The organism is Pigmentiphaga soli (assembly GCF_039541095.1).
Lineage (GTDB): Bacteria > Pseudomonadota > Gammaproteobacteria > Burkholderiales > Burkholderiaceae_B > Pigmentiphaga > Pigmentiphaga soli.
The window spans coordinates 48,911-61,456 of record NZ_BAABFO010000017.1 but is presented as its reverse complement, the minus strand read 5'-3'; the positions used below and the strand labels follow the sequence as shown (position 1 = coordinate 61,456).

At 69.4% G+C, this 12,546-nt stretch carries 13 protein-coding genes; 9 read left to right on the top strand and 4 right to left on the bottom strand.

The window, feature by feature from the left end; translation table 11 throughout:
- The first annotated feature begins 19 nt into the window (after nt 1–19).
- On the top strand, nt 20–991 hold the full coding sequence (locus tag ABD927_RS16875; protein ID WP_345251007.1) for a LysR family transcriptional regulator: 972 nt from the start codon (nt 20–22) through the stop codon (nt 989–991).
- Here ABD927_RS16875 and ABD927_RS16870 read toward each other — a convergent pair.
- Nucleotides 971–2,095 (bottom strand): mandelate racemase/muconate lactonizing enzyme family protein, encoded by a 1,125-nt coding sequence (locus ABD927_RS16870; RefSeq protein WP_345251006.1) that lies wholly within the window; start codon nt 2,093–2,095, stop codon nt 971–973. The two genes, ABD927_RS16875 and ABD927_RS16870, sit on opposite strands and share 21 nt — an antisense overlap.
- A gap of 224 nt (nt 2,096–2,319) precedes the next feature.
- On the opposite strand from ABD927_RS16870, the gene ABD927_RS16865 reads away from it, so the two are divergent.
- From ABD927_RS16865 to ABD927_RS16835, 7 genes are all read left to right on the top strand, one after another.
- Complete coding sequence (locus ABD927_RS16865) at nt 2,320–3,222, top strand: amino acid ABC transporter substrate-binding protein (protein ID WP_345251005.1); 903 nt, start codon at nt 2,320–2,322, stop codon at nt 3,220–3,222.
- A gap of 105 nt (nt 3,223–3,327) precedes the next feature.
- A complete protein-coding gene (locus ABD927_RS16860) occupies nt 3,328–4,080 on the top strand; it encodes an amino acid ABC transporter permease (RefSeq protein WP_345251004.1) in 753 nt (250 codons plus the stop codon).
- 9 nt (nt 4,081–4,089) lie between these two features.
- Nucleotides 4,090–4,782 (top strand): amino acid ABC transporter permease, encoded by a 693-nt coding sequence (locus ABD927_RS16855; RefSeq protein ID WP_345251003.1) that lies wholly within the window; start codon nt 4,090–4,092, stop codon nt 4,780–4,782.
- A 37-nt stretch (nt 4,783–4,819) separates the two neighbouring features.
- On the top strand, nt 4,820–5,554 hold the full coding sequence (locus ABD927_RS16850; protein ID WP_345251002.1) for an amino acid ABC transporter ATP-binding protein: 735 nt from the start codon (nt 4,820–4,822) through the stop codon (nt 5,552–5,554).
- A 169-nt stretch (nt 5,555–5,723) separates the two neighbouring features.
- On the top strand, nt 5,724–6,638 hold the full coding sequence (locus ABD927_RS16845) for an alpha/beta fold hydrolase (protein ID WP_345251001.1): 915 nt from the start codon (nt 5,724–5,726) through the stop codon (nt 6,636–6,638).
- On the top strand, nt 6,635–7,696 hold the full coding sequence (locus tag ABD927_RS16840) for a tartrate dehydrogenase (RefSeq protein ID WP_345251000.1): 1,062 nt from the start codon (nt 6,635–6,637) through the stop codon (nt 7,694–7,696). Before ABD927_RS16845 ends, ABD927_RS16840 begins: the two co-directional genes overlap by 4 nt.
- A 5-nt stretch (nt 7,697–7,701) precedes the next feature.
- Nucleotides 7,702–8,973, top strand: coding sequence for a glycerate kinase type-2 family protein (locus tag ABD927_RS16835; RefSeq protein ID WP_345250999.1), 1,272 nt, complete (start codon nt 7,702–7,704; stop codon nt 8,971–8,973).
- 97 nt (nt 8,974–9,070) lie between these two features.
- Here the strand turns inward: ABD927_RS16835 and ABD927_RS16830 are convergent, their stop codons facing one another.
- The 3 genes from ABD927_RS16830 to ABD927_RS16820 all read right to left on the bottom strand — a co-directional run bounded on the left by ABD927_RS16830 (nt 9,071) and on the right by ABD927_RS16820 (nt 11,630).
- Complete coding sequence (locus ABD927_RS16830; protein WP_345250998.1) at nt 9,071–9,880, bottom strand: alpha/beta fold hydrolase; 810 nt, start codon at nt 9,878–9,880, stop codon at nt 9,071–9,073.
- A gap of 75 nt (nt 9,881–9,955) precedes the next feature.
- Entirely contained in the window at nt 9,956–10,972 is a 1,017-nt protein-coding gene (locus tag ABD927_RS16825) for a Bug family tripartite tricarboxylate transporter substrate binding protein (protein WP_345250997.1), read from the bottom strand.
- A gap of 94 nt (nt 10,973–11,066) precedes the next feature.
- A complete protein-coding gene (locus ABD927_RS16820) occupies nt 11,067–11,630 on the bottom strand; it encodes a cupin domain-containing protein (RefSeq protein WP_345250996.1) in 564 nt (187 codons plus the stop codon).
- A gap of 110 nt (nt 11,631–11,740) precedes the next feature.
- Here ABD927_RS16820 and ABD927_RS16815 point away from each other — a divergent pair, with 110 nt between their 5' ends.
- Complete coding sequence (locus tag ABD927_RS16815; protein WP_345250995.1) at nt 11,741–12,538, top strand: IclR family transcriptional regulator; 798 nt, start codon at nt 11,741–11,743, stop codon at nt 12,536–12,538.
- The last annotated feature ends 8 nt before the right edge of the window (nt 12,539–12,546 follow it).

Genomic DNA, 12,546 nt, shown 5'->3' with positions numbered 1-12,546 from the left:
GGGCTGGAGGAGACATGCAATGAGATTCGATCCGATCAGCCTGCGGCTGTTCGCCGTGACCTGCCAGCAGGGGTCCATCACCGCCAGCGCGTCCCGCCTGGGCATGGCGCTGGCCGCGGCCAGCCGGCGCATCGCCAACCTGGAGGCCGACGTCGGCGTGCCGCTGCTGGAGCGGCTGCCGCGCGGCGTGGCGCCGACCACGGCCGGGCAGGCGCTGCTGCGCCACGCGCAGCCCCTGATCGAGGATTTCGACCGCATGAAGACCGAGATGGCGGAGTACGCCAAGGGCGTGCGGGGGCACGTGCGCGTGCTGGCCAACCGGTCGGCGGTGGTCCAGTTCCTGCCCGACGACGTGATGCGCTTCCTGGCCCGCTATCCCGAGCTGAGGATCGAACTCAAGGAGGATGCCAGCGGCGCCATCGTGCAGGCGCTGCGGCAGGAGGCGACCGAGGTCGGCATTTTCGAGTCCACCACCGACAGCCGCGGCCTGCAGATCCACCGCTACCGCAGCGACGAACTGGTGGTGCTGGTGCACCGCGAACACCGGCTGGCCGCGCGGCGGGCGGTGCGCTTCGAGGAATTGCTGGACGAGGAGTTCGTCAGCCTGCGGGTGGGCACGGCGCTCCACACCACCACGCAGGCCCAGGCGCAGCGGATCGGCGCCGCCATGCGGATCCGGATGCAGGTGTACGGCTTCGATTCGATGTGCCAGATGGTCCAGGCGCGGATCGGCATCGGCATCCTGCCCCGGCGCGCGGTGCTGCCGCAGTTGCAAAGCCTGCCCATCCGCGGCATCCGCCTGGCCGAGGAATGGGCCGTGCGGCAGCACTGCATCGGCTACCGCGACTACGATACCTTGTCGAAGCCGGCCAGGTCTTTCGTCGGCTTCCTGCGCGACTGCGCGGCGCAGGCGCCGGAGGCCCCGGACGCGCCCGCGCGGGCCGGCGCCCCGCGCCGCCGGCGGCCGGGCTCAGCGGGCGAATTCGGCTAGCGCGGCCGGGTCGGGCTCGAAGCCGAAGCCGGGCGCTTCCGGCAGGCGCAGATAGCCGCCTTCGAGTTCCGGCAGGCCGACGAAGACCTTCTTGCACACTTCCACCGACAGGTGGTGGTATTCCACCATCGTGCCGTGCGCCAGCCCGGCATGCAGGTGCATGTTGTGGAAAGGCCAGGCGCCGCCGTTGACGATCGGCACGTTGAACGCCTGCGCCAGGCCGGCGATGCGCACGCATTGCGTGATGCCGCCGCCGATCACCACGTTGGGCTGCAGATAGTCCACCGCGCCGGCCAGCAGCAGGTCGCGGAAGCGGTGGATCAGGCCTTCGTTCTGGCCGGCGGCCAGCGCCACGCCGGTGCGCCGCCGCAGGTCCGCCATCTGGCGGACGTCGTTCTGGGTGACGGGTTCTTCGAAGAAGGCGATGCGGTCCGCCTCGATCAGCCGGCAGAGGTCGGCGGCGTGCACGGCGTCCAGGCTGCAGTTGGCGTCGATGTAGAGGCTGGCCTCGTCGCCCACCGCCTGGCGCACCGCGTGCACGCGCCGGGCGTCTTCCGCGACGATGGCCGCCGGCGGGCGGCCGGCGTCGCGATTCTGCAGGCCCTGGAAGCCGACCACCATCTTCAGCCGGTGTTCGCCGCGGGCGTGCCAGTAGCGCGCGGCCTGCGCCAGTTCGTCGATGTCGAAGAAGGGATAGCCGAACGTGACGTAAGCCTGCACCTTCTCGCGCGCGGCGCCCAGCAGGCGCCAGATCGGCGCGCCGAAGCGCTTGCCGGCGATGTCCCACAGCGCGTTGTCGACGGCGGCGATGGCGTGGCTGGCGTGCCCCGTCTGGCCGCGCGGGCTCAGCAGCCAATAGAGCCGGTCCCAGATCATTTCGCGCCGCAGGGGATCCAGCCCGGCCAGCGCTGGCGCCGCGACGTGGTTGACCGCCGCCGCCACCACCGCCTCGTTGCTGATCGCGCTGATGCCGTGGCCCACCAGCCCGTCGTCGGTTCTGACCGACGCCAGGCACAGCCCCATGCTCGACGATTTGCGTATGCCGGCGAAATCCAGCGTCACCGGCACCCGCAGGGCCTTCGCTTCGATGTGTTCGATGATCATGCAGTCGTCCTCCGCTCCCCGCTTTGGTGCGGGAGCGCAGACTGTATCGACTGCGCCGCGGGCGGCACAATTGCCCGGTGGAGAACGTACGCTTCGCAGAACGCGAAGCGTGGGAGGCGGCCCATGGCCATTGCCGTTCCCGCCTTGCGCCTGGCATAAATTCATGACGGCGGATCGAGGTTGTTTGCTAAACTCGACCACACTTTCACCGGAAAGGAGATTCCATGAAGAAGTTCGTGCTGTTCTCCGCCGCGCTGGCCCTGGCGGCCGGCTCCGCCACCGCGCAAGACCTGACCGGCCGGCTCAAGAAGATCAAGGACAGCGGCACCATCACGCTGGGCTACCGCGACTCCTCCATTCCGTTCTCCTACCTCGACGACAATCAAAAGCCCATCGGCTATTCGATGGACATCTGTTACAAGATCGCCGATGCCGTCAAGGCCGCGCTGAAGCTGCCCAAGCTCAACGTGGCGCTGTCGCCGGTCACCTCGGCCACCCGCATCCCGCTGGTCGCCAACGGCACGGTCGATCTCGTGTGCGGCTCCGCCACCAACAATCTCGAGCGCCAGCAGCAGGTTTCCTTCGCCCCCACCACCTTCGTCACCGCCACCCGCTTCGTGGCCAAGAAGTCGTCCAACTACAACGACCTGGCCGACCTGAAGGGCAAGACCGTGGTTTCCACCGCCGGCACCAGCAACCTCAAATGGCTGACGGAGGCCAACGGCAAGCAGAACCTCGGCATGAACATCATTCCCGCCAAGGACCACGCCGACGCCTTCCTGATGGTCGACAGCGGCCGCGCGGCCGCTTTCTTCATGGACGACATCCTGCTGTACGGCCTGGTCGCCAATTCGCGCAATCCGGCCCAGTGGATGGTCAGCAGCGAGGCCTACACCGTCGAGCCCTACGGCGTGATCGAGCCCAAGAACGATCCGGCCTTCAAGAAGGTGGCCGACGACGCCGTCATCGCGCTGATGAAGTCCGGCGAACTGAACAAGCTGTACGACAAGTGGTTCAACTCGGCGATCCCGCCGCGCAACATCAACCTCAAGGTGCCGCTGAGCGAGCCGCTGAAGAAGGTCATCGCCAACCCGACCGATTCGGGCAACCCCGACGACTACCGCTGATCCGCGCCCGCGGCCGGCCGGCAACCCATCCGACAGAGGACCTTCGCGGTCCTCTGTCGCGTTATGGGCCCGGCGGCGGCGCTGCGCCATCCTGCAGGATGCGCCATGGACTACCACTGGAACTGGAATATCTTCTGGCAGCAGTCGCCCGATGGGCACGGCACCTACTTCGACACCTTGATCTCGGGCACCGGCTGGACCCTGGCGGTCTCGCTGCTGGCCTGGCTGATCGCGCTGTCGATGGGCTCGCTGGTGGGCGTGCTGCGCACCACCCGCGTCGGCTGGGCCCGGGCCGTGTGCACCGCCTATGTCGAGCTGTTCCGCAACATTCCGCTGCTGGTGCAGCTGTTCCTGTGGTATTTCGTCCTGCCCGAACTGCTGCCGCAGCGGCTGGGCGACGCCATCAAGCAGATCGCGCCGCCGTGGGGCGCGTTCTGGCCGGCGGTGCTGTGCCTGGGCTTTTTCACCTCGTCGCGCGTGGCCGAGCAGATCCGCGCCGGCATCGAGTCGCTGCCGCGCGGCCAGCGGCAGGCCGCCACCGCGCTCGGCCTGCGCGGCGCGCAGGTCTACCGCTACGTGCTGCTGCCGATCGCCTACCGCGTGGTGCTGCCGCCGCTCACCTCCGAATTCATGAACATCATCAAGAATTCGTCGGTGGCGCTGACCATCGGCCTGCTCGAAATCACCGGCCGCGCCCGCTCGATGCAGGAGTTCAGCTTCCAGGTGTTCGAGGCCTTCACCGCCGCCACGCTGCTGTACATGGTCATCAGCCTGGTGGTCGTCATGCTGGCGCGCTGGCTGGAGCGCCGCGTGGCGGTGCCGGGCTTCATCGGCCCCGCCGGCCAGGCCGGCCACTAGGAGGCGCGCATGTTCTCCGACTTCGATTTCGACGTCATCCGGCGCTCGCTGCCCTACCTGTTCCGGGACGGCATGACCTTCACGCTGACGCTGACCGCGCTGGCCACGCTCATGGGCGTGGCGCTGGGCACGCTGCTGGCGATGATGCGGCTGTCGCGCTTCGGCTGGCTGTCGGCCATCGCCGGCGGCTACGTCAACCTGATGCGCTCGCTGCCGCTCCTGCTGGTGATCTTCTGGTTCTACTTCCTGGTGCCGTACATCGGCGCGTGGATCATCGGCTCGCCCACGCCGATCCAGGTGGGTCCGTTCTGGTCGTCGCTGATCACCTTCACGATGTTCGAGGCGGCGTTCTTCTGCGAGATCATGCGCGCCGGCATCCAGTCCATTTCGCGCGGGCAGGTGGCGGCCGGCTACGCGCTGGGGCTGAACTACTGGCAGATGATGGGCAGCGTGGTGCTGCCGCAGGCCTTCCGCAACATGATCCCCATCCTGCTCACGCAGACCATCGTGCTGTTCCAGGACACCTCGCTGGTGTATGTGCTGTCGATCACCGATTTCCTGGGCGCGGCTTCCAAGGTCGCCCAGCGCGACGGCCGGCTGGTCGAGATGTACCTGTTCGCCGCGCTGGTGTATTTCGTGATCTGCTTCGCCGCCTCGAGGCTGGTGCGCGTGCTGCAGCGGCGCGTGGCCATCGTCCGCTGAGTCTGAGTCTTTCAATGCCTGTTACCGGAGCCCCGGAATGATCGAGATCAAGAACGTCAGCAAGTGGTACGGCAGCTTCCAGGTGCTGGACGACTGCTCCACGTCGGTTGCCAAGGGCGAGGTGGTGGTCGTGTGCGGGCCCTCGGGCTCGGGCAAGTCGACCCTGATCAAGACGGTCAATGCGCTGGAGCCGTTCCAGAAGGGCGAGATCATCGTCGACGGCATTTCGGTGGGCGATCCGAAAACGGACCTGCCCAGGCTGCGGTCGCGGGTCGGCATGGTGTTCCAGCATTTCGAGCTGTTCCCGCACCTGTCGGTGACCGACAACCTGACGCTGGCGCAGGTCAAGGTGCTCAGGCGCAGCCGCGAAGAGGCGGTGGCGCGCGCCGGGCGCCTGTTGCAGCGCGTGGGCCTGGCCGCGCACAAGGACAAGTTTCCCGGCCAGCTGTCGGGCGGCCAGCAGCAGCGGGTGGCGATCGCCCGCGCGCTGTCGATGGACCCGGTGGCGATGCTGTTCGACGAGCCCACCTCGGCGCTCGACCCCGAGATGGTCAACGAGGTGCTCGACGTGATGATCGACCTTGCGCGCGAGGGCATGACGATGATGGTCGTCACGCACGAGATGGGCTTCGCGCGCAAGGTGGCCCATCGCGTAGTCTTCATGGATGCCGGGCGCATCGTCGAGGATTGCGCCAAAGACGAATTCTTCGACAGCGCCTCGCAGCGCTCCGAGCGGGCGCAGCAGTTCCTGTCGAAGATCCTGTCGCATTAGGCCCCCACGCGCTTCGCGCGCCCCCAGGGGCGACGCTGGCGGACCGGCGGAGCCGGATCCGCGGCGCCCTGGACCGAGCTGCGCGCATGCGAGCGTCGTGCGACTCAAGAAGCCGGGAGCGATGGCATCGCGTGTCACAATACGGACTGGCCGCCAGGAGTCCGTTTCCATGTCCGAACTGTCGCTGTTCGAATGCCGCCTGCAGCATTTGCGCACGGGCGAGATCGCTACCGCCGTGCGCGTGGCGGGCACGGGCCCGGCCTTGCTGCTGCTGCACGGCCATCCGCAAACCCATGCGATGTGGCACCGGCTGTGGCCGGCGCTGACCGAGCATTTCACCTGCGTGGCCGCCGACCTGCGCGGCTACGGCGACAGCGGCCATCCGGAGGATGCGCCGGATCACGCCACCTACTCGAAGCGTGCGATGGCCGCCGACGCGCTGGCGCTGATGCAGTGCCTGGGCTACGAACGGTTCAGCGTGCTGGCCCACGACCGCGGCGCGCGCGTGGCGCACCGGCTGGCGCTGGACCATCCCCGCGCCGTCGAACGCATGATGCTGCTCGACATCGCGCCTACGCTCGATATGTACGAGGGCACCACGCGCAGTTTCGCGCAGGCCTATTTCCACTGGTTCTGGCTGATCCAGCCGGCGCCCTTCCCCGAACGGCTGATCGAAGGCGATCCGGCCTTCTACGTGCGCTCGATAATGGGCGGCCGCCATGCCGGGCTGGCGCCGTTCACGGCGCAGGCGCTGGCCGAATACGAACGCTGCGCGCGCCGGCCCGGCTGGGCCCACGCCATCTGCGAAGACTATCGCGCTTCGGCCGGCATCGACCTGGAACACGACCGCGCCGACCGCCAGCGCGGCGCGCGCGTCGATTGCCCGCTGCGGGTGCTGTGGGGCGCGCACGGCGCGGTCGGCCGCAACTTCGACGTGAAGGCGCTATGGCAGGCCGCGGCGTCGGACATGACCGGCCGCGCGCTGGACTGCGGACACTACATCGCCGAAGAAGCGCCCGAGCAACTGTGGCGCGAGATCGACGCATTTTTCATACGACCCGACACGGAGACCATCGCATCATGACGTATCGCATCGCGGCCATCGCCGGCGACGGCATCGGCAAGGAAGTGCTGCCCGAGGGCATTCGCGTGGTGGAGGCGGCCGCGCGCCGCTTCGGCATCGACGTCCGCTTCGACCATTTCGATTTCGCCTCCTGCGACTACTACGCCAAACATGGCGCGATGATGCCCGACGACTGGAAGGCCCGGATCGGCGGCCACGACGCGATCTTCTTCGGCGCGGTCGGCTGGCCCGCCGCCGTGCCCGACCACGTGTCGCTGTGGGGCTCGCTGATCAAGTTCCGCCGCGAGTTCGACCAGTACGTGAACCTGCGGCCGGTGCGGCTGATGCCTGGCGTGGCCTCGCCGCTGGCCGGCCGCCAGCCGGGCGACATCGATTTCTACGTCGTGCGCGAGAACACCGAAGGCGAATACTCCAGCGTCGGCGGCCGCATCTTCGAAGGCACCGAGCGCGAGACGGTGATCCAGGAAACCGTGATGACGCGCCACGGCGTGGACCGCGTGCTGAAGTTCGCCTTCGAGCTGGCCGCGTCGCGGCCGGCGCGCCACCTGACCTCGGCCACCAAGTCGAACGGCATCGCGATCACCATGCCCTATTGGGACGAGCGGGTGGAAGCGATGGCGCGCAGCTATGCCGACGTTAAGGTCGACAAGTACCACATCGACATCCTCACCGCGCATTTCGTGCAGCACCCCGACTGGTTCGACGTGGTGGTCGCCTCCAATCTGTTCGGCGACATCCTGTCCGACCTGGGCCCGGCCTGCACCGGCACCATCGGCATCGCGCCGTCGGCCAACCTCAACCCCGATCGCCGCTTTCCGTCGCTGTTCGAGCCGGTGCACGGCTCGGCGCCCGACATCGCCGGCAAGGGCGTGGCCAACCCGATCGCGCAGATCTGGTCGGGCGCGCTGATGCTGGACTTTCTCGGCCACCGCGACGCGCACGATGCCATCCTGGGCGCCATCGAGGAATCGCTGCGCCGCGGCGTGTGCACGCGCGACCTGAACGGCAAGGCCTCGACGGCCGAGGTGGGCAAGGCCATTGCTGATCTGGTGGGGTGACCGCCATGCATTCGCTTTTGCTTGCTTCCTATCGCGCCGCCGTCGCGGCCGCCGATCCGCTTCATATCGTGGCCGGCCACCTGCCGGCGCCGCCGCGCGGCCGCACGGTGGTGGTGGGCGCGGGCAAGGCGGCGGCCAGCATGGCGCGCGCGGTGGAGCAGGCCTGGCCGGCCGATGCGCCGCTGTCGGGGCTGGTGGTGACGCGCTATGCGCACGGGCTGCCGCTGGCGCGCATCCGCTGCGTGGAGGCCGGGCACCCGGTGCCGGACGAAGCGGGCGAGGCGGCCGCGCGCGAGATCCTCGAACTGGCGCGCGGGCTCGGGCCCGACGACCTGCTGATCGCGCTGGTGTCGGGCGGCGGCTCCAGCCTGCTGTCGCTGCCGGTGCCCGAGGTGTCGATGGCCTCGCTCAAGGGCGTTACGCAGGCGCTGCTGCGCAGCGGCGCGCCGATCGAAGACATGAACGTGGTGCGCAAGCACCTGTCGCAGGTGCAGGGCGGCCGGCTGGCCGCGGCCACGCGCGCCGCGGTGCTGGGGCTGATCGTGTCCGACGTCGCCGGCGACGACCCGTCGGCCATCGCCTCCGGCCCCACCGTGCCCGACCCGAGCAGCTACGGGCAGGCGCTGGCCATCCTGCGGCGCTTCGAGGTCGACGCGCCGGCCGACGTGCGGCAATGGCTGGAAGCCGGCGCCGAGGGCCGCCATCCCGAAACGCCCAAGCCCGGCGATCCGCTGTTCGCGCGCGTCGACAACCGCACCATCGCCACCGCGCAGCAAAGCCTGCAGGCCGGCGCCCGCTCGCTGCGCGAGGCCGGCATCCCGGCCGTGGTGCTCGGCGACACCGTCACCGGCGAGGCGCGCGAGGTGGCCAAGGTCTATGCCGCGCTGGTGCGCCAGATCCGCCGCCGCGGCGAGCCCTTCGCCGCGCCGGTGGCGCTGGTGTCCGGCGGCGAATGTACCGTGACGGTGCGCGGCAAGGGCCGCGGCGGCCGCTGCACGGAATTCCTGCTGTCGCTGGCCCATGAGCTGGGCGGCGAGGACGGCCTGTGCGCGCTGGCCTGCGATACCGACGGCATCGACGGCAGCGAGGACAACGCCGGCGCATGGTGGGACAGCGCCTTGCTGCGCCAGGCCGCCGCGCGCGGGCTGGCGCCGGCGCGCTGGCTGGAGTCCAACGATGCCTGGGGCTATTTCAGCGAGCTGGACAGCCTGGTGGTGACCGGGCCGACGCTGACCAACGTCAACGACTACCGGGTGATCCTGGTCGGCCAAGCTTGAATGAGGCACGCCCGGCTTGTCAGGGGCCGGGCCGCGCAGCGCATGCCGTAGCCGCATGTCGCATGGGCATGGAGCATGGCGCCGCGGCGGCATCCGTTCACCGGGGCAGCAGCTCCCGTATCGCCGCCTGGTAGCGGCCGGGCTGCAGATTGGCCGGATAGTGCCCGCCGCCCGGTATGCGGACGTGGCGGCTGCCCGCATACCGTTGCCGCATCTGTTCGCGCGTGGGGCCTGCGATGACGGGATCCTCGTCGTCGTCGATCAGCGCCACGGCTTCGGCCGCCAGCGGCACCGCGGGCAGCGGCTGCGCCGTCAGCACCGCCAGGCGCATCGCCTTGACCATGTCGGCGTCCTGCTCCGTGCCGACCAGTTCCAGCATCACGGCTTTCAATTCGGCATGTTCCGGCGTGGGCGCCGGGCCGTTCTGCAATTGCGCGCGCGCCGCGGCCAGCACGTCGGCGGGCGGGGTGCGGGCGTAGTCGGCGGCCGGCGGCCAGCGCGATTGCTGCAGGCCGGGGTCGTAGAAGGTATTGGCCAGGACCAGCGTGCGCAGCCGGGCCGGCGCTTCGAGCGCGACCAGCTGCGCCACGTAGCCGCCCAGCGAGGTGCCCAGCAGGTCCACCACCGGGCAGCCCAGCGCGTCGACCAGCGCGGTCACGCCCCGGGCCAGCCGCCGCGCGTCGCCGATGGCCGGGAAGGTCACGCTGACCAGCCGGCGCTCGCCGCCCAGCGCGTCCAGCACGCGGTAGAACACGTCGCCGGTGCCCAGCGCGCCGGGCAGCAGCAACAGCGGCACGCCGGTGCCGCCGGTGTCGCGCACCGTCCAGGGCGTGCCGTCGAGGTCCAGCGTGCGCGCCGGGTAGCGGCGGCGCGTTTCGGCGAACAGGGAAGGTAGTGTCGTCGTCATCGGTGCGTGTTTTCGTTGCTGCGAGGAGACCGGCCCGCGGCAGGATGCCCTCCCGCGGCCGGGGCGGGGCGCCTGCTACTTGCCCGCCAGGTTGATGCGCTGGAACCGTTCGGCGAACTGGCGCTGGTCCTTGACCAGGATGGCGCCGAACTCGGCCGGCGTCATGCGCGGCACGTCGGTGCCGGTCCTGGCGGCCTGGGCCACGAAGTCGCGGTCGCGGGCCAGCTTGTCGAGTTCGGCCGCCAGGCGGTCGACCACTTCCTTCGGCGTGCCGGCCGGCGCCAGCATGCCCACCCAGCTGGCGATGTCGAAGTCGGCCAGCCCTTCCTCGGCCAGCGTGGGCACGTTGGGCAGGAGCGGCGAGCGCTTCTTGGCGGTGACCGCGATCGGCTTGAGCGCGCCCTTCTGGATGTGCGGCAGCGACGACTGGATGGTGTCGAACATCATCTGCACCTGCCCGGCCAGCAGGTCGGCCAGGGCCGGCGCCGCGCCGCGGTAGGGCACGTGCGAGGCCTGCGCGCCGGTGAGCTGGTCGAATTCGGCGCCGGCGAAGTGGAACAGGCTGCCGGTGCCGATCGACGAATAGAACATCGGCCGCCGCTTGGTTTCGGCCACCAGTTCGGCCACCGTATTGGCTTTCACCGAGGGGTTCACGTTCAGCACCATCGGATGGTAGGCCAGCATGCCGATCGGCGTGAAATCCTTGACCGGGTCGGCCGCCTTGGCGTCGGTTTCCAGCGTGAGCGGCGCCAGCACGTGGCTGCTGAGCGAGCCCACCAGCAGCGTGTAGCCGTCGGGCGCCGCGTTGGCCACGGCGTTGGTGCCGATGGTGCCGGTGGCGCCGCCGCGATTGTCGATCACGAAGGGCTGGCCCATGGACTGGCTGAGCCGGGTGGCGAACATGCGGGCGACGACGTCGGTGCCCCCGCCCGGCGGAAAGGGCACGATGACGCGCACGGGCTTGTTCGGGTAGGCGCCGTTGTCGGCATGGACGGCGGGTGCGGCGGCCAGCGCGAGGCCGGCGACGGCGGCACAGGCCAGGGCCTGTTGCCAGCGCGCGGCCGCGCGGATGGCGGGAGCGAAGGGCTTCATCGAGGGGTCTCCATGGTTTTTATGAACGCGGCCCCGTCATGCGCAGGGCCGGCGAAGCAGCTGCAAATGCGGAAGGCCGGCGCGCCGGACGCGGTCAGGCCTGGGCTTCGGCCACCGTGATCGTGCCGTCGGCGTTCAGCTTGATGCCGGTGGCCTGGGCCGCCGCCAGGTGATCGGGCAGGTATTCCACCTTGCCGGCGTCGGGCCCGCCGATGATCGTGAGCAGGCGGCCCTTGCCGCTGCCGATGTAGCGGAACCAGCGGTAGCAGCCGATGGGCCACATGATCATGTCGAACGGTTCGAGCGTGAGCGAACGTTCGACCCCGTCGTCCAGCCAGAACACCTGCCACGTGCCCACCAGCGGCATGAACACTTCCTCGGTCTGGTGGGCGTGGGGGGCCGTGCCGTTGCCGTGTTCGCATTCGAGCATGCCGACGTTGAAGCCGTTGGCCTTCGATTCTATGTTCGGCAGCAGGTCGGGGTTGGTTTCGTTTTCGGTCACGCCCAGGCCGATCAGGTTGAACTTCTTGCGCAGACAGCCGGGCACGCGGCTGTCCACGTAGGCATCGGCGCTGCCGCGCAGCGTGGCATAGCGGGCCACGTTGCGTTCGATCAATTCCGGCGGGAAGGGCTTCATCGGGAAACGCGGTTCGGACATGGGTTCGCCTCCATGGTGGTCCGTTAATCGGAACTTTGTATCGTTGAACGGACTATAAGGGCGGGCGGAAGACCATGTCAAGGCAAGGTCCCTGTGGCACACTAGCCGCCGTGAAAACCGAACCCCTTGCCGCCGCCCCGGCCGCGCGGGGGCCCGCGTCCGACGGCGGCACCGTGCACCGGGTCTTGCGCATCCTCGGCTGTTTCGCCGAAAAAGAACGCTGGGGCCTGAACGAACTGGCGCGCGCGCTGAACCTGCCGCGCGCCACCACGCACCGGTTGCTGAACCTGTGCCGGCCGCTCAATTTCGTGGCGCAGGACGAAGACGGTTCCTATTGCCCCGGGCTGGAGCTGTACCGGCTCGCCGGCCGGCTGTCGATGGAGATGCCGCTGAACCGGATCGCCGGGCCGATCCTGGCGCGGGTGCGCGACCAGACCGACGAAACCACCATCCTGACGCTGCTGGTGCGCAGCGAGCTGAAGATGTTCTTCGCGCTGACCGCGTCGCCGTCGCACCCGATGCGCTACACGATCCAGACCAACCGGCTGGAGCCCCTGACCTGGGGCGCCACCGGCCGCGCGCTGCTGGCCTTCCTGTCGCCCGAAGAGATCGGCGAGGCGGTGCGCCGCGCCGAGCCGTCGCCGCTGGACCAGCGGCCGCTGGACGAAGCCGAGCTCAGGCGCTCGCTGGCCGGGATCCGCGCCGCCGGGCATTCGGTCACGCACGGCCAGCGCACGCCCAACGGCGTCGGCCTGGCCGTGCCGTTCTTCGACGGCCGCGGCGAGGTCCGCGGCAACGTGGCGCTGACGATTCCGGAGTTCCGCTTCGACCCGGATAAGCAGGCGTGGCTGCTGGGTCTGCTGCGCGAGGCGGCGGCAGAACTGGCCCGCAAAATGGGCTGGACGTGATGCGACCT

Coding starts and splice junctions, on each gene's coding strand:
- ABD927_RS16850 (WP_345251002.1), top strand. CDS start 4,820: ATGATCGAGATCAAGAACGTCAGCAAGTGGTACGGCAGCTTCCAGGTG.
- ABD927_RS16865 (WP_345251005.1), top strand. CDS start 2,320: ATGAAGAAGTTCGTGCTGTTCTCCGCCGCGCTGGCCCTGGCGGCCGGC.
- ABD927_RS16870 (WP_345251006.1), bottom strand. CDS start 2,095: ATGATCATCGAACACATCGAAGCGAAGGCCCTGCGGGTGCCGGTGACG.
- ABD927_RS16860 (WP_345251004.1), top strand. CDS start 3,328: ATGGACTACCACTGGAACTGGAATATCTTCTGGCAGCAGTCGCCCGAT.
- ABD927_RS16825 (WP_345250997.1), bottom strand. CDS start 10,972: ATGAAGCCCTTCGCTCCCGCCATCCGCGCGGCCGCGCGCTGGCAACAG.
- ABD927_RS16845 (WP_345251001.1), top strand. CDS start 5,724: ATGTCCGAACTGTCGCTGTTCGAATGCCGCCTGCAGCATTTGCGCACG.
- ABD927_RS16830 (WP_345250998.1), bottom strand. CDS start 9,880: ATGACGACGACACTACCTTCCCTGTTCGCCGAAACGCGCCGCCGCTAC.
- ABD927_RS16875 (WP_345251007.1), top strand. CDS start 20: ATGAGATTCGATCCGATCAGCCTGCGGCTGTTCGCCGTGACCTGCCAG.
- ABD927_RS16840 (WP_345251000.1), top strand. CDS start 6,635: ATGACGTATCGCATCGCGGCCATCGCCGGCGACGGCATCGGCAAGGAA.
- ABD927_RS16835 (WP_345250999.1), top strand. CDS start 7,702: ATGCATTCGCTTTTGCTTGCTTCCTATCGCGCCGCCGTCGCGGCCGCC.
- ABD927_RS16820 (WP_345250996.1), bottom strand. CDS start 11,630: ATGTCCGAACCGCGTTTCCCGATGAAGCCCTTCCCGCCGGAATTGATC.
- ABD927_RS16855 (WP_345251003.1), top strand. CDS start 4,090: ATGTTCTCCGACTTCGATTTCGACGTCATCCGGCGCTCGCTGCCCTAC.